The sequence below is a fragment of the Agrobacterium genomosp. 13 str. CFBP 6927 genome (genome assembly GCA_900012615.1).
GTDB lineage: Bacteria > Pseudomonadota > Alphaproteobacteria > Rhizobiales > Rhizobiaceae > Agrobacterium.
On record LT009757.1, the window covers coordinates 1,884,365 to 1,902,635 of the forward strand.

Sequence of the window (18,271 nt, forward strand, 5' to 3'; positions counted from 1 at the left end):
TCCGGAAGGATCGGTCTCTTGAGCATCGTTGAAACGAACAGCCGGGCGAGGCAGGGCAAACGCCGTGCCAACGCCCGTGTGAAGGCCATTCTCGGCTTCGCCGTCACCGTCATCACCACCTTTCTGGGGTTGATGGCGGTCACATTTTTCATTGGCCGTGTGGTGCCGATCGATCCCGCATTGGCGATCGTCGGCGACCGCGCGCCTGCGCATGTGGTCGAGCGGGTGCGTGAGCAGCTCGGCCTCAACCTGCCGCTCTGGCAGCAGTTCTTTCTTTATCTGAAGCAGGCGCTTTCGGGAGATTTCGGCATCTCCGTCCTCACCACCAATCCGGTGATGGAGGACATCAAGCGGGTGTTCCCGGCGACGATCGAACTTGCGACAATCGGCACCATCATCGGCGCCGTTTTCGGCATACCGCTGGGCGTGCTTGCCGCCGTCAAGCGCGGCAGTTTTGCCGACCAGGTGGTGCGCGTCATCGGCCTCATCGGTTATTCCGTGCCGATCTTCTGGCTCGGCCTCCTGGCGCTGCTGGTGTTTTACGCCCGGCTGCAATGGGTCGCCTATCCCGGCCGCATGGATATCGTCTATGAATTCACCTTCACGCCGGTCACGGGCTTTTTCCTGATCGACGCGATCTGGCAGCGGCAATGGGACGTGTTGTGGGACCTGTTCCGCCACATCATCCTGCCAGCCTCTCTGCTCGGTTATTTTTCACTGGCCTATATCAGCCGCATGACGCGTTCCTTCATGCTGAACGAGCTCGCCCAGGAATATATCGTTGCGGCACGCGCCAAGGGGCTTTCGGAAACCCGTATCATCTGGTTCCACGCGCTGCGCAACGCCGCCGTGCCGCTGGTAACGGTGATTGCGCTGTCCTATGCCGGTCTACTCGAAGGTTCGGTGCTGACCGAAACCATCTTCGCCTGGCCGGGGCTTGGCCTCTACATCACCAATTCCCTGCAGAATGCGGATATGAATGCCGTTCTTGGCGGCACGATCGTGATCGGCGCCATTTTCGTCGGCATCAATCTCTTCTCCGATCTGCTTTACCGGACGCTCGATCCAAGGACGCGCAGCCGATGACGATTTCGACCGACACACTGAAACCCTACAGCCGCGAATGGCTGCTCTCCGACCGGCCCGCCTCGCGCAGACAGGCGCGGCTTGGCCGTGCCTATGTCATCTGGCGGCGCTTTTCGGAAAACCGGCTGGCGCTGCTGGGCCTCGGCATCATTGTTGCGCTGCTGTTCGTCGCGCTGTTTGCCAATGTGCTGGCACCGCACAATCCGGTGCAGGGCGATCTGCGCAATGCCCGGCTTCTGCCGCCGGGGACGGAAGGTTACCTGCTCGGCACGGATGATCAGGGGCGTGATATTCTCTCGCGTCTCATTCATGGCTCGCGGTTGACCCTCTTTGTCGTGCTGCTGGTGGCCATCATCGCGGCCCCCATCGGGCTCATTGTCGGCACCGTCTCCGGTTATGCCGGCGGCTGGGTGGATGCCGTTCTGATGCGCATCACCGATATCTTTCTGGCCTTTCCGAAACTGGTTCTGGCGCTGGCGCTGGTGGCAGCCCTTGGGCCGGGCATTGAAAATGCCGTGCTCGCCATCGCGGTCACCTCATGGCCGCCCTATGCGCGCATCGCACGCGCCGAAACCATGACCTTCCGCAATTCCGATTTCATCGCGGCGGTGAAGCTCATGGGGGCCTCGCCCTTCCGCATCGTCCTGAAACACGTCATGCCGCTTTGCATGTCGTCGCTCATCGTGCGTGTCACGCTCGATATGGCCGGCATCATCCTTACCGCCGCCGGTCTCGGTTTCCTCGGCCTTGGTGCGCAGCCGCCGTTGCCGGAGTGGGGCGCGATGATCGCCTCCGGCCGCCGGTTCATTCTCGATCAATGGTGGGTTGCCGCCATGCCGGGCATTGCGATCCTGATCGTCAGCCTCGGTTTCAACCTTCTGGGCGATGGCCTGCGCGATGCGCTGGACCCCAAGGAGGCAAACCAATGAGCGCACCGCTTCTGACCGTCGAGAACCTGCGCGTTTCCTTTCCAACCCGCACCGGGATGGTGGAGGCGGTGCGCGGCGTCTCCTTCACGCTGGGACGCGAACGCCTCGGCATTGTCGGCGAATCCGGCTCCGGCAAATCGCAGACCGGCCGCGCCATCATGGGGCTGACCCCGAAAAGTGCGCGCATCGAGGCCGATGCCCTGCGCTTCGGGGATATCGATCTTCTCAAAGCTTCGGCGAAGGAAAGGCGGCTCATGCGCGGCAAGCGCATGGCCATGATCCTGCAGGACCCGAAATATTCGCTGAACCCGGTCATGCCCATCGGCCGCCAGATCATGGAAACGCTGCGCACCCATGAAAATATCGGCTCCAGCGAGGCGCGCCAGCGCACGCTCGCCATGCTGGAAGCCGTGCAGATCCGCGATCCCGAGCGCGTCTTCGATCTTTACCCGCACGAGGTTTCAGGTGGCATGGGCCAGCGTGTCATGATCGCCATGATGCTGGTCTGCGGCCCGGAATTGCTGATCGCCGATGAACCGACTTCGGCGCTCGACGTGACCGTTCAGCTCGAAGTGCTGGACATTCTCGACAAGCTGGTGCGGGATCGCGGCATGGGGCTGATCTTCGTCAGCCACGATCTGCGGCTAGTATCGTCCTTCTGTGACCGTGTTCTCGTCATGTATGCCGGCAAGGTGGTGGAAGAGCTTGCTTCCGCCAATCTGAAAGAGGCAAAGCACCCCTATACGCAGGGCCTGCTGAACTGCCTGCCTGAAATCGGCGGCCACCGGCATCCGCTGCCGGTTCTGGAACGCAAGCCGGAGTGGCGAGCATGAGTTCAGTTCTTTCCGTTCGCGACATGGTGGTCGATTTCGACGGTTACATCGCGCTCGACAGCGTCAGCATCGATGTGGCCGAGGGTGAATCCTTCGGTATTGTCGGCGAATCCGGTTCCGGCAAGTCGACACTGCTGCGCGCCATTGCCGGTCTCAACCATTTCGATGAAGGCTCCTTGATGGTGGCCGGGCGCTCCTATTCCGGCAAGCACCGCGACAAGAGCTTTTATAGCGATGTGCAGATGGTGTTTCAGGACCCCTATGGCTCGCTTCACCCGCGCCAGACGGTGGATGCGCTGCTGCTCGAGCCGCTCGTCATCCACGGCCTCGACAATCGCGAACAGCGCATTGCCCGGGCGCTGGATGAAGTGGGTCTCGGCACCGGTTTCCGCTTCCGTTATTCGCACCAGCTTTCCGGCGGCCAGCGGCAGCGTATCGCCATTGCCCGCGCGCTGATCGTCGAGCCGAAAATCCTGCTGCTGGATGAGCCGACCTCGGCCCTCGACGCCTCCATTCAGGCGGAAATCCTCAACCTGCTCGAACAAGCCCGCAAGGACCGCAATCTCACCTTCGTCATGGTCAGCCACGATCTCGGTGTCATCAGCCACATGTGCGATCGCCTTGCGGTGATGAAAAGCGGCAAGGTGGTGGAAATGCTGGAGGCGGAAGCGCTGGAAAGCCGCGAATTCAGTGCGGATTATACAAGGCAGCTGCTGGTGGCGAGCGAGGGCTTCAAGCGCGCTTGAGGTGCCGCTATAGTCGGGTCAAATGACATCTTCCGTCATTCCGGCCTTGAGCCGGAATCCAGCGACCGCGCGTCTGCGCGGTCAGAGACTCTATTGCGATCAAGGACTTGATCGCGCTGGATGCCGGGTCAAGCCCGGCATGACGGACGGTGTCGGCCAAAACAAGGTATCCAGACCATGCAACTGCGCGCATTGATGTATTTCGACGAACTGGTCCGCACCAATTCCATGCGCGCCGCGGCGGAAAACCTGAATGTCGCGCCGACTGCGGTCAGCCGGCAGATCGAGAACCTCGAATATTATTTCGGCTCGCCGCTGGTGGAGCGTTCCAGCCGCGGCGTGAAGCTGACCGCTGCAGGCGAGCTGCTCGCCGCTCGCGCCGGCAAGACGTTGCGGGAACTCGACCATGTGCACCAGCTGATCGACGATCTGAAAGGCCTGCAGCGCGGCCGGGTCACGGTCTATGCCAATGGCGCGACGGTGGCGAACCTTCTGGCGCCGGTGCTGGCGCAGTTCAGCCTGAAATACCCAAAACTGCGCTTCGAGGTGCATATTACCAGCGCCCGCCAGGCAATGGAGGCGCTGGGCGCGGCGGAGGCCGATCTGGTCGTCAGCCTGTTTGCCCCGAAGGTTTCCGGTGTGAAAGTGCGCTCGCGCACCCGTATCAGCTATGACGCGATCTTTCCCGCCGGTCATGCGCTCGCCGGGCAGGCGGAAGTCTCGCTCAAGGAGCTGGCCAGCCTGCCGCTCGCCCTGCCTGACAAGAGTTTTGCCGCGCGTCAGGCCTTCGACACGCTGTTTGCCGATGCGGGCATCGAGCTTGATCCCGTCTTCATCACCAGCTCTTTGGAAATGCTGAAGGAACTGGTGCTGGGCCACGCCGCCGCCACGCTTCTGCCGGCGCTTTCGGTGGCGCGGGAAATTCGCAGCGGCCAGATGGTCGCCGTTCCGCTCTCCGGCAAGAAGGGTATCCACACCCAGATCGATCTCTGCGTTGCGCCCGACCGGCAATTGTCCTTCGCCGCCTCCAAGCTTGCTGATTTCATTGAGCGCTTCATGCGCGAGGCGACGGCGGGATAAGCGAGATGGCCGGCAATCTGCCCGAAAGGTTGATTTCCATCCGCATTTCCGTGTAGCCATTTCAGCTACACGGAGCACACAAAAATCGAGATTGTGTGTGCGCCTGCAACATGACACTCTTTTTGCAACGGGCGGTCTTCCGAGGGCAAAAATGCCCCGGCCGCCAGACAGGGGACAATGATGCCACGCACTTATCTTTCGCAGGCGGCAACGCTTTCGCGCCGTACCGCGCTGACCCTTGCATTGGGCACGGCGCTCTGGCTGCCGCTTTCGGCAACGGTCGCCGAAGCCGCGCCGAAAACCGCGCTGACGCTTGGCATGGCCGTCGAGCCGGCCGGTCTCGATCCGACCATCGCCGCCCCCGTCGCCATCGGCCAGGTCACCTGGCAGAATGTCTTCGAGGGTCTGGTGAAGATCGACCGCGAAGGCAAGGTAAAGCCGCAGCTTGCCGAAAGCTGGGAAATCTCCCCTGATGGCAAAACCTATACGTTCAAGCTGCGCAAGGGCGTGAGCTTCCATGATGGCGAGACCTTCGATTCCGCTGTCGCGAAATTTGCGCTGGATCGAGCGCGTGGCGACAGCTCGGTCAATCCGCAGAAACGCTTCTTCGCCGCCATCGACAGTATCGAGACGCCGGATGCCGCAACGCTGGTGCTGAAGCTGAAGCAGCCGGCCGGCAGCCTTCTCTACTGGCTCGGCTGGCCGGCCTCCGTGATGGTGGCGCCGAAAAGCGCGGAGAATAACCGCACTATTCCTGTCGGCACCGGCCCGTTCAAATTCGTCGCCTGGGCCAAGGGCGACAAGGTCGAGTTGCAGAAGAACGACGCCTATTGGGACAAGGCCGTTTCGGTGAAGCTGGAGAAAGCGACCTTCCGTTTCGTCTCTGACCCGCAGGCGCAGGCCGCGGCTCTAAAATCCGGCGATATCGATGCCTTCCCGGAATTCGGCGCACCGGAACTGATGACCTCCTTCGATGGCGACGCGCGCCTCGGCACCTTCGTCGGCAATACCGAGCTGAAGGTCGTGGCGGGCATGAACAATGCCCGCAAGCCCTTTGACGACAAGCGCGTGCGTCAGGCGCTGATGATGGCGGTGGATCGCGGTACGGTGATCGAAGGCGCCTGGTCCGGCTTCGGCACGGCCATTGGCAGCCATTACACCCCGAATGACCGCGGCTATATCGATACGACGGGCGTTCACCCCTTTGATATCGACAAGGCAAAGGCGCTGCTTGCCGAAGCCGGTTATCCGGATGGTTTCAACTTCACCATCAAGGCGCCGCAAATGGCCTATGCCCAGCGCACCTCGCAAATCCTGCAGGCGATGTTTGCCGAACTCGGCGTGACCATGACCATCGAGACCACCGAATTTCCGGCGAAATGGGTGGCGGATGTTCTCAAAGGAGCGAATTACGACATGACCATCGTTGCCCATGCCGAGCCGATGGATATCGATATCTACGCGCGCGACCCCTATTATTTCAATTACAAGAATCCGACCTTCAATGAGGTCGTGGCGAATGTCGAAAAGACGGCGGATGCCGGCGAGCAGGAAAAGCTCTATGGCGAAGCCCAGAAAATCCTCGCGGAAGATGTGCCTGCTCTCTTCCTTTTCGTCATGCCGAAACTCGGCGTCTGGGACAAGAAGGTGAAGGGGCTTTGGGAAAACGAGCCCATTCCCTCGAATGTGCTGACGGATGTGCATTGGGAAGAGTGACGTTTGTCGATAGCCGTTTCTTCCGTCATGCCGGTCCCCGGGTCGAGCCCGAGGATGATCCGGCATCCAGCCAGCCCAAGTCCTTGGGCTGAGAGGGCTCTCTCCGCCGCGCAGATGCGCGTCGGCTGGATTCCGGCTCAGGGCCGGAAGGACGGGAGAGAGATAACTGGACCTTCGACCGCAGGCGAAACGAAGCAAGGAGAAGATGCCAGATGTTAGCCGTCCTCATCCGGCGTCTTTTAAGCCTCGTCATCACGCTGTTTGCCGTTTCCCTCGTCATCTATGTCGTCATGGGCCTGCTGCCGGGCGATCCGGCGGCCATCATGCTTGGAACCTCGGCGAGCCCCGATACGCTGGCCGCCCTGCAGAAGCAGATGGGCCTCGATCAACCGCTGCCGCTGCGCTATCTCCACTGGCTGGCCGGCGTGTTTCATGGCGATCTCGGGCAATCCTATACCTATGGCGTGCCGGTTGCGGGGCTGATCCTGGAGCGGCTGGCCGTTACCCTGCCGCTTGCGCTGCTGGCCGTCTGCCTTTCGGTGGCCATCGCCATTCCGCTTGGCGTGGCGGCGGCGAGGAGCCGCAACGGGGCGCTGGATTTTGCGGCCGGGCTGTTTTCGCATGTGGGCATTGCCGTGCCCGGCTTCTGGGTCGGGCTGCTGCTCATCATCGTCTTTTCCACCACGCTCGGCTGGATGCCGGCTGGTGGGTTTCCCGGCTGGACGCCGAATTTTTCAGCGGGCCTCACGGCGCTTATCCTCCCGGCGGTCGCGCTGGCGCTGTCGCAGGCCGGAGTTCTTACACGCGTCTGCCGCTCCGCCGTGCTGGAAGTGATGAATGAGGATTTCGTGCGCACCGCGCGGGCCAAGGGCCTGAGCGAGCGGGTGGCGCTGTGGCGGCATGCGGTGCCGAATGCGATGATCCCTGTCGTCACCATGATCGGCCTGCAATTCACCTTCCTCATTGCTGGCGCGGTGCTGGTGGAAAATGTCTTCAACCTGCCGGGGCTCGGGCGGCTTGCCTATCAGGCGCTGACCCAGCGCGATATCGTTGTCATGCAATCCGTCGTGCTGTTTTTCTCGGCGCTGGTGATCGTCATGAATTTCGTGGTCGATATCGCCTATCTCTTCATCGATCCGAGACTGCGGGCAGGTGCGCGATGATGCGATTGATCCGCCGCCGCCCCGCCTTTGCCGTCGGCATCGCCGTCACGGTCTTTCTGGTCGCAGTCGCCCTGCTGTCGCTGGTCTGGACGCCGGTGTCCCCCACAAAGATGCAGATCGTTCAGAAGCTGAAATCGCCCTTCGTTTATGGCGGCCTCGGCACGGATCATTTCGGCCGCGACGTGTTGTCCATGCTGATGGCCGGTGCGTGGAACTCGCTGTCCACCTCCATCGCCGCCGTCGCCATCGGCGCATTTATCGGCACGACCATCGGCGTTGCGGTTGCGGCGCTGCGCGGTCTCACCGAAACCGTGGTCATGCGCATCTGCGACATCATCTTCGCCGTGCCGCCCATCCTGTCGGCTATGATGCTCGGCGCCTTCATCGGCACGGGCCGTTTTACGGCCATCATCGCCATCGCCACCTTCATGGTGCCGGTCTTTGCCCGGCTGACGCTGGGGGCGGCGTTGCAGATATGGTCGCGGGAATATGTCACCGCCGCCACCAGCATCGGCCAGAACCGCGCCAAGATCACGCTTTTCCACATCGTGCCGAATATTTCCAACCAGATCATCGTGCAGGTGACGATCCAGCTCGGTCTTGCGATATTGACGGAAGCAGGCCTTTCCTTCCTCGGTCTCGGCATGCCGCCGCCCGCCGCCACCTGGGGGCGGATGCTGGCCGATGCCCAGACCTATCTCGGCACAGCACCCTGGCTCGCCATCATGCCCGGCCTTGCGATTGCGCTCGCCGTCTTCGGCCTCAATCTTCTCGGCGACGGCCTGCGCGACCTGCTGGACCCGCGCGATACCAGCTGACCGTTTCAAGCCGATATCGCCCTATCTCCTGTTTTTCTGACGAGACGATGCCATGACCGATCTCATAGACTTCAACACGCTCGAAATCCTGGCGCTTTACCGGGAGAGGAAGCTTTCGCCATCGGAATATTGGCAGGCGGTGGAGGCGCGTATCGATGCTTTCGAACCGGTGGTGAACGCGCTTTACGCCTACGATCCGGAAGATGCACGCAGGCAGGCGCTGGCCTCGACGCAACGTTGGCAAAAAGGCGAAACGCTCGGGGCCCTCGATGGCATTCCGGTCTCGCTGAAGGAATTGATCGCCACGAAAGGCCATCCGGTGCCGCTTGGCACCAAAGCGGTGGAACTGGTGCCTGCGATCGACGACGCGCCGGTGGCCGCCCGCTGCCGTGAGGATGGCGCGATTATTTACGCCAAGACGACCTGCCCGGATTACGGCATGTTGTCCTCGGGTCTTTCCAGTTTCCACAAGCTCAGCCGCAATCCGTGGGACCCCACCCAGAACCCCGGCGGCTCCAGTGCCGGTGCTGTCTCGGCCGGGGCTGCGGGTTACGGCACGCTGCATATCGGCACGGATATTGGCGGCTCGGTGCGGTTGCCGGCGGGGTGGACCGGCCTGTTCGGTTTCAAGCCGAGCCAGGGCCGCATTCCGGTCGATCCCTATTATACCGGCCGCTGCGCCGGGCCGATGACCCGCACCGTTGCCGATGCCGCCTATGCCATGGCGACGCTTTCGCGTCCCGACTGGCGCGATGGCACATCGCTGCCGCCCAATGATATCAACTGGATGAACCTCGATATTAATGTAAAGGACCTGAAAATCGGCCTGATGCTGGATGCTGGCTGCGGCCTGCCGCTGGACGAAGAGGTGCGCGACGCCGTGCTCTCCGCCGCGAAACTGTTCGAGGCTGCCGGCGCCATCGTCATCCCGGTCGAGCCGGTGCTGACGCGGGAAATGCTGGATGGGCTGGATGATTTCTGGCGGGCGAAGTTCTGGGGCGACATGGCGGCTCTGAGCGCGGACCGTCGCGCCGCGATTCTTCCCTATATTCATGAATGGGCGCAGAAGGGGGCGGATATTTCCGGTTCGCGCGCCGTTTTCGGTTTCAACCAGACCATGGAAATGCGTAAGGCTTGCGGGCGGTTGATGCAGTCCGTTGATGTTGTGATTTCGCCCGTCAATCCCATCGTGTCCTATCCCGCCGACTGGGCCTCGCCCACCAATGATCCCGAACTTCCCTTCGAACATATCGCCTTCACGGTGCCGTGGAACATGTCGGAACAGCCGGCCTCCTCGATCAATTGCGGCTTCTCCAGATCGGGAATGCCCATCGGCTTGCAGATCGTCGGGCCGCGTTACGAGGATTTGTTCGTGCTGAAGCTTTCAAAGGCCTTTGAGGCTTGGAGCGGCGGTGTGAGACGCTGGCCGCAGCCGCCGCAGGCCCGCTGATCCCATCTTTATCGGCCCTGTAGTATTGCCATAATACCCGCATCTCGATCCTGCCTGTTAGGGTGCCCAAAGGCATTCGAAAACGGGAGGAGCAGACATGCCGAAGAAGATTTTGATGATCACCGGCGATTTCGCCGAGGATTATGAGACCATGGTGCCGTTCCAGACGCTGCTCGCTGTCGGCCACACGGTCCATGCCGTCTGCCCCGGCAAGAAGGCGGGCCAGACCATCGCCACGGCCATCCACGATTTCGAGGGCGACCAGACCTATTCGGAAAAACGCGGCCATAATTTCGCGCTCAACGCCACCTTCGCCGATATAAAGGTTGCGGATTACGATGCGCTGGTCATTCCCGGCGGCCGCGCGCCGGAATATCTGCGGCTCAATGCGGATGTGCTGGCGGCGGTGAAACATTTCTTCGAGGCCGACAAGCCGGTGGCGGCCGTCTGCCACGGTGCGCAATTGCTGGCGGCGGCCGGTGTGTTGAAGGGCCGCACCTGCTCGGCCTATCCCGCCTGCCGCCCCGAAGTCGAGCTTGCGGGCGGCACCTATGCCGATATCGCTATCGATGCGGCCGTTACCGACGGCAAGCTGGTAACGGCGCCCGCATGGCCGGCGCATCCGGCCTGGCTTTCGCAATTCATGGCCGTGCTCGGCAAATAAGGCTGACGAAACGGGGCTTTTTCCGGCCCCGTTTTCCGCCTATCTTTCAGGCGTGGTAAGGGAGGAAACCATGTGCAAGCTTTTCATCAAGGCAGACCCGACGCTCTGGGAGAGCCATACGCGGTCGCTCAGGATTGATGGCATGGTCACCAGTGTCAGGCTCGAGAATTTCTTCTGGTCGACGCTGGACGAGATCGCGCGCCGCGACGGCATGAACAGCGTGCAACTCATCGCCAAGCTTTATAATGAATCGATCGATGCCGGGCACGATCTTGGCAATTTCACCTCGTTCCTGCGGGTCTGCTGCGGGCGTTATCTGGCGCTTCAGCTTTCCGGCGACATTCCGGCGCGCAGCAATATTCCGATTGCGGCGCTGGATGCGGACAGCATCCTTGAGGCAGAGCAGGTGAATTACCACTAGGTGGCAACTTTGCGCTTGATAGTTGGTCAACGTGCATTCGACGTCATCCTCGGGCTTGTCCCGAGGATCCACCATCACGTGTGGCAATGGATCCTCGGGTCAAGCCCGAGGATGACGTGGAGAGGTTCTTGTGACGCAGGAACGCGTCTTCTCAGCTCTTCAGCGCCCTTGGATCAAGCGCATCGCGCACGGCATCGCCGATATAGTTGACGCTCAGAACCGTCAGCGAAATCGCCAGCCCCGGCCACAGCACGCGAGAAGGCGTCAGTTGCAGGAAGTTCGCGCCATCAAACAGCAGCCGTCCCCAGGTCGGGAAATCGGAGGGGAAGCCGAGGCCGAGGAAGGACAGCGCGGATTCCGTGATGATGGCGGCGGCGATGCCAAGCGTGGCCGAGACCATGATCGAGCTCAGCACATTCGGCAATATATGCCTCAGAATGATACGGTATTCGCGCATGCCGCTCGATTTCGCCGCCATGATGAATTCCTGGCTTTTGATCGTCAGCACATCGCCGCGCACGATACGGGCCGTATGCATCCAGCTGGTTATCCCGATCACGAAGACGATCAGGATGAAGATGCCGGTTTCCGGCCCGAAGGCCGCGCGCAGCGTATCGCGAAACAGCATCAGGATGACGAGCAGCAGCGGCAAAAGCGGCAGCGCCAGGAACAGGTCGGTCAGCCGCATCAGTGGCCCGTCGAGCCTGCGAAAATAGCCAGACAGCACGCCCACCAGCGTTCCGAGAAACAGCGCCAGCAACATGGCGGTGATGCCGACGGCAAGCGAGATGCGGCCGCCGGCCAGAACCTGCGCCAGCATGTCCTTGCCGAGATTATCGGTGCCGAAGGGATGCGCCCATGATGGCCACTGGTTGCGCTCCCTCACATTGATGGCGTTGGGCGCGACGGTGTGGATATAGGGGCCGACATAGACGGCAAGCAGGATGAAGACGAAAACGATCAGCCCCGCCACGCCGCCCTTGTGGACGCGGAACTGTTTCCAGATGTCGGCAAGGGCGGATTGTGTGGGGGTGGCCGCAACCGTCGGCGCTGCGATGGTGGCGTCAGTCATAGCGGATCCTCGGGTCGAGAATGCCGTACAGCACGTCGGCAATCAGGTTGAAGAGCACGATCAGCACCGCGAAAATGAAGGTCAGCGTCTGCACCAGCGGAATATCCGCGCCCTGAACGGCGGTGATCAGCAATTGGCCAAGCCCGTTCACGCGGAATATCTGCTCGGTGATGATGGCGCCGGAAAAGATCGTCGGCACGCCGAGCGCGATCACTGTCACCACCGGGATCAGGCTGTTGCGCAGCACGTGGATGAGCAGCACGGATTTTTCCTTCACGCCCTTGGCACGTGCGGTGCGCACATAATCCTGATGCAGATTGTCCAGCATGGAGGCGCGCACGAAGCGGCTGATCTGCGAGACATTGTAGAGCGTCAGCACCAGCACGGGCAGGAACATCTGCTTCACCTGCGCCACGAAACTTCCCCAGTCGGTCACCTGAAGGTTGGTGTCATAAACGGAAGGGAACCATTGCAGGTAGGAGCTGAAGATGACGACCAGCAGCACGCCGGTGAAGAAAGTCGGCACCGAATAACCCACCATCGAGACGAAGGTGCCGATCTGGTCGAAGATCGAATATTGCTTATAGGCGGAAATGACGCCGATCGGGATCGCCAGCAGCGCGCCGAAGAGATAGGCGAGGCCCACCACCCACAGCGTCTGCGGCATGCGCTGGATGACGAGATCGACCACCGGGCTGCGTGTCGCCCAGGAGAGCACCCGCATGCGGCTGCCATCGCCGATCTGCCAGCCGGTCAGCCTTTCAATGAGGTTCAGCGGTTCGTTGATGAAGAATTGCTGCAGCCACATCAGGTAACGGATGAAGAAGGGCTGGTCGAGGCCAAGCGAGGCGCGGATTTGCTCACGCACTTCAGGCGGGATGGTGAGCGGCAGGTCGCCGGTCGGGTCATTCGGCGCAAGATCTAGCAGCGCGAAGATGACGAAGCTGATGACAAGCAGCGTCGGTACGGCAAAGGCAAGCCGCCGGAGCGTAAAGGTAAACATCTGAAACTCTCCAGACCCAGAGCACGGCAGGACGAAAATTGGGAGCGTTTTCGCCTTAGCGCGGCAAATGTGTCTTCAGATCATGGTCCAGGGGCATGCAGAAGGCCGGCCTCTCCGGGGGGAGAAGCCGGCGCATCTGCGTGTTACTTTTTGCGGGACCAGTCCGCGACGTTCCAGAGTTCCGAATCCCAGGCATTCATGCGAACGCCTTCCAGCGTCAGCGAATGCGAGGAAACGCTGCCGCGGTGGATGAGCGGAATATGCGCGCCTTCCTCCGTCAGCATGTCGTTCAGCTGCTTGGAAATCTCACCGCGCTTGGCAAGGTCTGCGGTCTTGGAGAGTTCGCCGACCAGCTTGTCGAATGCCGGGTTGCAATAACGCGGAATGTTTTGCCCCTGCCAGCCGTTAGCGGGTGCCGGGATCTTGTCGCACAGCCATTCCGCCAGATATTTTTCCGGGTCGGTGCCGTCGAAATTGTTGGTGTACATTTCAACGTCGGCATAAAATTTCTGGAAGGTATCCGGGCTTGCCGGGTCGCCGCCGAAGAAGACCGAGGCGCTGACATTGCGCAGCTCGGAGGCGACGCCGATCTGCGACCACATGTCCTTCACCAGCTCCTGCGTGGCCTGGCGAACGGAATTGGTGGAGGTCTGGTAGAGGAAGGAGAGCTTCACGCCGTTCTTGGCGCGGATGCCATCGGCGCCCTTCACCCAGCCGGCATCGTCCAGCAGCTTGTTTGCGCCTTCCACATCCTGCTTCAGGCACCAGCTGTCATTCTTGGTGGACGCGACGGCTTCCGGCGCCGGCACAATGTTGCAAGTCGGCTTGCCAGCTTCGCCGTAACCGGCCTCATCGATGATCTCGCGGTCGATGGCAAGCGAAAGCGCACGGCGCACGGCCGGGTCTGATAAGGCCGGGTGCGGGCCGCCCTCCTTGGTGGAGCGCTTGTCGCCGAGCGACGGATCGGCATTGTACCAGTTGAGATTGATACGTTCGACCTGCGTGCCGAAGGCGGTTTCCAGCTTGCCCTTGCCGGCAGCCACCATGGTTGCGAGAATTTCCGGCTCCACCTGCATGTTCCAGGCATAGTCGAATTCGCCGGTTTCCAGCACGGCGCGTGCGGCGGAAGCGGCGTCGCCGCCGCCCTTCAGGGTCGCGGTTGCGAAGGCGGGCTTGGCGGGGTCGCGATAATTGGTATTGGCGACGAAGCTGATCACGTCGTTCGGCTTGAAATCCTTGACCACGAAGGGGCCGGTGCCGATGGGACCGAAATTGGCGGAAGTGCAGCCGGGCGCAGCAGCGCCAACGCATTTTTCAAACTGCTTCTTCTGGATAACCGGCGATTGCGCGCCGACGAATGCGGAATAGGGGTAAGGTTTCGGTTCGGTGAAGCTGACCTTGACGGTATGGGCGTCGACGGCCTCGACATTCTTCACGCCTTCATATTGCGCGGCCTGCGCGCAGCCGCCATCCGGTGCGGTACAATATTTCCAGGTGAAAATGACGTCCTCGGCGGTGAGCGGCGTGCCATCCGACCATTTCACGTCGCTTTTCAGCTTCCAGGTCATGCTGAGCAGATCCTTCGCGACGCCGCCATTGTCGACAGTCGGAATTTCGGTGACCAGCATCGGCACCAGCTCGCCCTTTTCGTCGTAGCGCGCCAGCGGCTCAATCACCATGGACGAGCTGTAGACTTCCTTCGTGCCACCGGAAAGATAAGGGTTAAGTGTCGATACGGCCTGCCAGAACAGGATTTTCAGTTCGCCGTCACTGCCACGCTCGGCATGGGCGGCAGAGCCTGCGAGAGCCATGGCCGCCACCGTGCTGGCAAAGAGAACGCTGCGCTTCTTCATTGTTGTTTTCCCCTTTTTGGATTTTATCTATTTGAATGTTTGACGCTTTTCCCGTCGTCATGTGCAAGGTCTGTTCTTGTAAGTATTTGACTTTGCTAAGGAATAATCCTCCATTCCCGATGATGCTATTGTCAGTTTTTTTGAAAAGCAAGCCCCAAACTTTTATTGATGAACAAAATTTGTGCCATTCGCCTTTAGGCCTATTTTTCGCTCATGCAGCAAAATTCATACTTGCAAAAGCAGAAATTCCAAACGCAATATGGCTCCCGACAACCCGGCGGGGAACAAAAAAAGGAAAAATGGGAATGCCGATATTGAACCGTGTGGCCGAGATGCAGGAAGATGTTGCCGGCTGGAGGCGCCACCTGCACGAGACGCCGGAACTGCTTTACGATGTCTTCGAAACATCGAAATTCGTGGCCGAAAAACTGACGTCTTTCGGCTGCGACATCGTTGAGACCGGCATCGGCAAGACCGGCGTGGTCGGCATCATCCGGGGGCGGCACGGGGATGGCCCCACCATCGGTTTCCGTTCCGACATGGACGCTTTGCCGATTCTGGAAACCAGCGGCAAGCCCTGGGCTTCCAAAATTCCGGGCAAGGCCCATTCCTGCGGTCATGACGGGCACACCGCCATGCTTCTGGGGGCGGCGCAATATCTGGCCGAGACCCGCAATTTCAAGGGTTCCGTCGCGGTCATTTTCCAGCCGGCGGAGGAGGGCGGGGCAGGCGCGCTTGCCATGCTCAACGACGGCATGATGGAGAAGTTCGGCATTTCACAGGTCTATGGCATGCATAACGAGCCCGGCATTCCCGTCGGGCAATTCGCCATTCGCAAGGGCTCGACCATGGCGGCGGCGGATGCCTTCGAGATCACGATTACCGGCAAGGGCAGCCATGCGGCCGCGCCGCATCTTTCCATCGATCCGGTTCTGACGTCGGCCTATATCATCATCGCCCTGCAATCCATCGTCTCGCGTGAGACGGACCCGTTGAAATCGCTCGTCGTCACCGTCGCCACCACCCACGGCGGCACCGCGGGCAATGTCATTCCCGGTTCGGTGACGCTGACGGGCACGGTACGCACCCTGCTGCCGGAAACCCGCGATTTTGCCGAAAAGCGCCTGAAGGAAGTGGCCACCGCCACTGCCATGGCGCATGGCGCGACGGCCGAGGTGAAATACGACCGCGGTTATCCCGTCACCTTCAACCACAATGACGAGACCGAATTCGCGACCGGCGTGGCGATGGGCGTGGCCGGTGCAAATGCCGTCAACACCAATCCCAACCCGCATATGGGGGCGGAGGATTTCTCCTACATGCTGGAAGCGCGCCCCGGCGCCTTCATTTTCATCGGCAATGGCGATACCGCCGGGCTTCACAATGCGGCTTACGATTTCAACGACGACGCCTTGCCCTATGGCATCAGCTACTGGGTCTCGATGGCCGAAACCGCGCTTGCTGCGTAAGACATCCGGCGGCCTTCATGGCCGCCTTTCGCTTTTCAGGAGATCGGCATGCTTTTGGCGGCAACGTCCATGGAACAGACCGGCGGCTCGGTAAGCCCGGTTCTTTCGGTTGAAAATCTGACCACATCCTTCCGCGTCGATGGCGGCTGGAAATCCGTGGTCCGCAACATGAGTTTCGAGATCGCGCCGCGTGAGACGGTGGCGATCGTCGGGGAAAGCGGCTCGGGCAAAAGCGTGACGTCGCTGTCGATCATGCGGCTTCTGGATAAGAAGACCAGCCGCATCGAGGGCAAGGTCATGCTGGGCGGGCGCAATCTGCTCGCCCTTCCGGAAGAGGAGATGCGCAAGGTTCGCGGCAAGGACATTTCGATGATCTTCCAGGAGCCGATGACCAGCCTCAACCCGATCTTCCCGATCGGCAAGCAGATCGCCGAAGCGCTGACGGTACATCAGAATATTTCCTCATCCGCTGCGAAGGCGGAGGTCATTCGCCTGCTTGAAAAGGTCCGTATTCCCAATGCGAAGAACCGTTTCGACGATTATCCGCACCAGTTTTCCGGTGGCATGCGCCAGCGCGTGATGATCGCCATGGCGCTCGCCTCCAGACCGAAGCTCCTGATCGCCGATGAACCGACAACCGCGCTCGACGTGACCATTCAGGGCCAGATCCTGGACCTGATCAAGCAATTGCAGGAAGAAGAGGGCATGTCGGTCCTGTTCATCACCCATGATATGGGCGTGGTGGCTGAAGTCTCGGATCGCACCATCGTCATGTTCCGTGGTGATGTGGTGGAAACCGGCACCACCGACGATATCTTCCACCGCGGCCGCCACCCCTATACGCGCGCTCTTCTTTCGGCGGTGCCGAAGCTCGGCTCGATGAAGGAGCGCGTGCTGCCGGCCCGTTTCCCGATCATCGATATCAAGACCGGCGAAAGCCAGCCCGTGGTGGAGGTGAAGGACACGGTATCCGGCTCGCGCACGCCCATTCTCTCCGTGAAGGACCTGACCACGCGTTTCGATATCCGTTCCGGTCTTTTCGGCCGCAAATCCGGCGCCGTGCATGCGGTGGAAAAGGTTTCCTTCGATCTGGCCGAGGGCGAGACGCTGTCTCTGGTCGGCGAATCCGGTTGTGGCAAATCCACGACGGGGCGGTCGATCACCCGGCTGATCGAGCCTACCTCGGGCAATGTGACGCTCGACGGTTACGAGGTCCTGAAGCTCGACAAGACGACGCTGCGCACCATGCGCCGCAGCGTGCAGATGATCTTCCAGGACCCCTTCGCCTCGCTCGATCCGCGCATGAGCATCGGTACGGCGATCATGGAACCTTTCATCGAGCATCGGCTGGGAACGAAGCCGGAGGCGCGTGAAAAGGCGGCGGATCTGATGGAAAAGGTGGGCTTGAGCCCGGATATGATGCGGCGTTTCCCGCATGAATTTTCCGGCGGCCAGCGTCAGCGCATCGCCATCGCCCGTTCGCTGATGCTCGACCCCAAGGTCATCGTCGCCGATGAAGCAGTGTCGGCGCTCGATGTGTCCATCAAGGCGCAGGTCTGCAACCTGCTGCTCGACCTGCAACAAAGCCTCAATCTGGCCTTCCTGTTCATCTCGCACGATATGGCAGTGGTGGAGCGCGTCAGCCATCGTGTGGCGGTGATGTATCTCGGCGAAATCGTGGAAATCGGGCCGCGCGCGGCGGTTTTCGATAATCCGCAACATCCCTATACGAAGAAGCTGATGTCTGCCGTTCCGGTGCCGGATCCGGCGCGGCGGCAGATCCGGCGCAACATGGCGACGGATGAGATCAAAAGCCCGATCCGGCCGGTGGATTATGTGCCGCCGCAGCGGCATTACCGCGAGGTTTCGGCGGGGCATCTGGTGCAGGAAGCGGCGTGATTGAGGGTACGTGCATAAACCCAGCATCGTCACCCCGGACTTGATCCGGGGTCCAGCGCGATCAAGTCC

16 protein-coding genes are annotated in these 18,271 nt (G+C 60.9%); 13 read left to right on the forward strand and 3 right to left on the reverse strand.

What is annotated here, in order from left to right; genetic code table 11:
* Nucleotides 1-18: 18 nt before the first annotated feature.
* The 11 genes from AGR13A_RS22845 to AGR13A_RS22895 all read left to right on the forward strand — a co-directional run bounded on the left by AGR13A_RS22845 (nt 19) and on the right by AGR13A_RS22895 (nt 10,906).
* Nucleotides 19-1,086: an ABC transporter permease gene (locus AGR13A_RS22845; protein ID WP_080839757.1), complete on the forward strand. Its 1,068-nt coding sequence runs from the start codon at nt 19-21 to the stop codon at nt 1,084-1,086.
* On the forward strand, nt 1,083-2,015 hold the full coding sequence (locus AGR13A_RS22850) for an ABC transporter permease (RefSeq protein ID WP_003499027.1): 933 nt from the start codon (nt 1,083-1,085) through the stop codon (nt 2,013-2,015). Before AGR13A_RS22845 ends, AGR13A_RS22850 begins: the two co-directional genes overlap by 4 nt.
* On the forward strand, nt 2,012-2,848 hold the full coding sequence (locus AGR13A_RS22855) for an ABC transporter ATP-binding protein (protein WP_080839759.1): 837 nt from the start codon (nt 2,012-2,014) through the stop codon (nt 2,846-2,848). Before AGR13A_RS22850 ends, AGR13A_RS22855 begins: the two co-directional genes overlap by 4 nt.
* Nucleotides 2,845-3,594 carry an ABC transporter ATP-binding protein gene (locus AGR13A_RS22860; protein WP_080839761.1) on the forward strand — a complete coding sequence of 250 codons (750 nt, stop codon included), beginning with the start codon at nt 2,845-2,847 and terminating at the stop codon, nt 3,592-3,594. The genes AGR13A_RS22855 and AGR13A_RS22860 overlap by 4 nt, the downstream gene beginning before the upstream one ends.
* Nucleotides 3,595-3,771: 177 nt before the next feature.
* The gene (locus AGR13A_RS22865; protein ID WP_035228385.1) at nt 3,772-4,674 is read left to right on the forward strand and encodes a LysR family transcriptional regulator; all 903 of its coding nucleotides are present in this window, start codon (nt 3,772-3,774) and stop codon (nt 4,672-4,674) included.
* 180 nt (nt 4,675-4,854) lie between these two features.
* The gene (locus AGR13A_RS22870; protein ID WP_080840428.1) at nt 4,855-6,390 is read left to right on the forward strand and encodes an ABC transporter substrate-binding protein; all 1,536 of its coding nucleotides are present in this window, start codon (nt 4,855-4,857) and stop codon (nt 6,388-6,390) included.
* Between the two features lie 212 nt (nt 6,391-6,602).
* A complete protein-coding gene (locus AGR13A_RS22875) occupies nt 6,603-7,553 on the forward strand; it encodes an ABC transporter permease (protein WP_080839763.1) in 951 nt (316 codons plus the stop codon).
* Nucleotides 7,550-8,371 carry an ABC transporter permease gene (locus tag AGR13A_RS22880; RefSeq protein WP_167377615.1) on the forward strand — a complete coding sequence of 274 codons (822 nt, stop codon included), beginning with the start codon at nt 7,550-7,552 and terminating at the stop codon, nt 8,369-8,371. Before AGR13A_RS22875 ends, AGR13A_RS22880 begins: the two co-directional genes overlap by 4 nt.
* Before the next feature lie 52 nt (nt 8,372-8,423).
* A complete protein-coding gene (locus AGR13A_RS22885) occupies nt 8,424-9,821 on the forward strand; it encodes an amidase (RefSeq protein ID WP_080839765.1) in 1,398 nt (465 codons plus the stop codon).
* Between the two features lie 97 nt (nt 9,822-9,918).
* Nucleotides 9,919-10,485: a DJ-1/PfpI family protein gene (locus AGR13A_RS22890; protein WP_003504778.1), complete on the forward strand. Its 567-nt coding sequence runs from the start codon at nt 9,919-9,921 to the stop codon at nt 10,483-10,485.
* Nucleotides 10,486-10,555: 70 nt separating this feature from the next.
* Nucleotides 10,556-10,906 carry a ribbon-helix-helix domain-containing protein gene (locus AGR13A_RS22895; protein WP_080839768.1) on the forward strand — a complete coding sequence of 117 codons (351 nt, stop codon included), beginning with the start codon at nt 10,556-10,558 and terminating at the stop codon, nt 10,904-10,906.
* Nucleotides 10,907-11,057: 151 nt separating this feature from the next.
* Here AGR13A_RS22895 and AGR13A_RS22900 read toward each other — a convergent pair whose 3' ends face one another.
* The 3 genes from AGR13A_RS22900 to AGR13A_RS22910 all read right to left on the reverse strand — a co-directional run bounded on the left by AGR13A_RS22900 (nt 11,058) and on the right by AGR13A_RS22910 (nt 14,834).
* Nucleotides 11,058-11,978 carry an ABC transporter permease gene (locus AGR13A_RS22900; protein ID WP_080839770.1) on the reverse strand — a complete coding sequence of 307 codons (921 nt, stop codon included), beginning with the start codon at nt 11,976-11,978 and terminating at the stop codon, nt 11,058-11,060.
* Nucleotides 11,971-12,981: an ABC transporter permease gene (locus AGR13A_RS22905; protein WP_020813216.1), complete on the reverse strand. Its 1,011-nt coding sequence runs from the start codon at nt 12,979-12,981 to the stop codon at nt 11,971-11,973. The genes AGR13A_RS22900 and AGR13A_RS22905 overlap by 8 nt, the downstream gene beginning before the upstream one ends.
* 143 nt (nt 12,982-13,124) lie before the next feature.
* On the reverse strand, nt 13,125-14,834 hold the full coding sequence (locus AGR13A_RS22910; RefSeq protein ID WP_080839772.1) for a peptide ABC transporter substrate-binding protein: 1,710 nt from the start codon (nt 14,832-14,834) through the stop codon (nt 13,125-13,127).
* 305 nt (nt 14,835-15,139) lie between these two features.
* On the opposite strand from AGR13A_RS22910, the gene AGR13A_RS22915 reads away from it, so the two are divergent.
* Nucleotides 15,140-16,303, forward strand: a complete 1,164-nt coding sequence (locus AGR13A_RS22915) for a M20 aminoacylase family protein (protein ID WP_080839774.1) — start codon at nt 15,140-15,142, stop codon at nt 16,301-16,303.
* 48 nt (nt 16,304-16,351) lie between these two features.
* Nucleotides 16,352-18,202 (forward strand): ABC transporter ATP-binding protein, encoded by a 1,851-nt coding sequence (locus tag AGR13A_RS22920; protein ID WP_080839776.1) that lies wholly within the window; start codon nt 16,352-16,354, stop codon nt 18,200-18,202.
* Nucleotides 18,203-18,271 lie beyond the last annotated feature (69 nt).

Excerpts from the sequence above, each read along its gene's own strand:
- AGR13A_RS22920 (WP_080839776.1), top strand. The coding sequence starts at position 16,352 with ATGCTTTTGGCGGCAACGTCCATGGAACAGACCGGCGGCTCGGTAAGC.
- AGR13A_RS22850 (WP_003499027.1), top strand. The coding sequence starts at position 1,083 with ATGACGATTTCGACCGACACACTGAAACCCTACAGCCGCGAATGGCTG.
- AGR13A_RS22875 (WP_080839763.1), top strand. The coding sequence starts at position 6,603 with ATGTTAGCCGTCCTCATCCGGCGTCTTTTAAGCCTCGTCATCACGCTG.
- AGR13A_RS22915 (WP_080839774.1), top strand. The coding sequence starts at position 15,140 with ATGCCGATATTGAACCGTGTGGCCGAGATGCAGGAAGATGTTGCCGGC.
- AGR13A_RS22890 (WP_003504778.1), top strand. The coding sequence starts at position 9,919 with ATGCCGAAGAAGATTTTGATGATCACCGGCGATTTCGCCGAGGATTAT.
- AGR13A_RS22870 (WP_080840428.1), top strand. The coding sequence starts at position 4,855 with ATGCCACGCACTTATCTTTCGCAGGCGGCAACGCTTTCGCGCCGTACC.
- AGR13A_RS22885 (WP_080839765.1), top strand. The coding sequence starts at position 8,424 with ATGACCGATCTCATAGACTTCAACACGCTCGAAATCCTGGCGCTTTAC.
- AGR13A_RS22910 (WP_080839772.1), bottom strand. The coding sequence starts at position 14,834 with ATGAAGAAGCGCAGCGTTCTCTTTGCCAGCACGGTGGCGGCCATGGCT.
- AGR13A_RS22860 (WP_080839761.1), top strand. The coding sequence starts at position 2,845 with ATGAGTTCAGTTCTTTCCGTTCGCGACATGGTGGTCGATTTCGACGGT.
- AGR13A_RS22865 (WP_035228385.1), top strand. The coding sequence starts at position 3,772 with ATGCAACTGCGCGCATTGATGTATTTCGACGAACTGGTCCGCACCAAT.
- AGR13A_RS22895 (WP_080839768.1), top strand. The coding sequence starts at position 10,556 with ATGTGCAAGCTTTTCATCAAGGCAGACCCGACGCTCTGGGAGAGCCAT.
- AGR13A_RS22900 (WP_080839770.1), bottom strand. The coding sequence starts at position 11,978 with ATGACTGACGCCACCATCGCAGCGCCGACGGTTGCGGCCACCCCCACA.
- AGR13A_RS22905 (WP_020813216.1), bottom strand. The coding sequence starts at position 12,981 with ATGTTTACCTTTACGCTCCGGCGGCTTGCCTTTGCCGTACCGACGCTG.
- AGR13A_RS22855 (WP_080839759.1), top strand. The coding sequence starts at position 2,012 with ATGAGCGCACCGCTTCTGACCGTCGAGAACCTGCGCGTTTCCTTTCCA.
- AGR13A_RS22880 (WP_167377615.1), top strand. The coding sequence starts at position 7,550 with ATGATGCGATTGATCCGCCGCCGCCCCGCCTTTGCCGTCGGCATCGCC.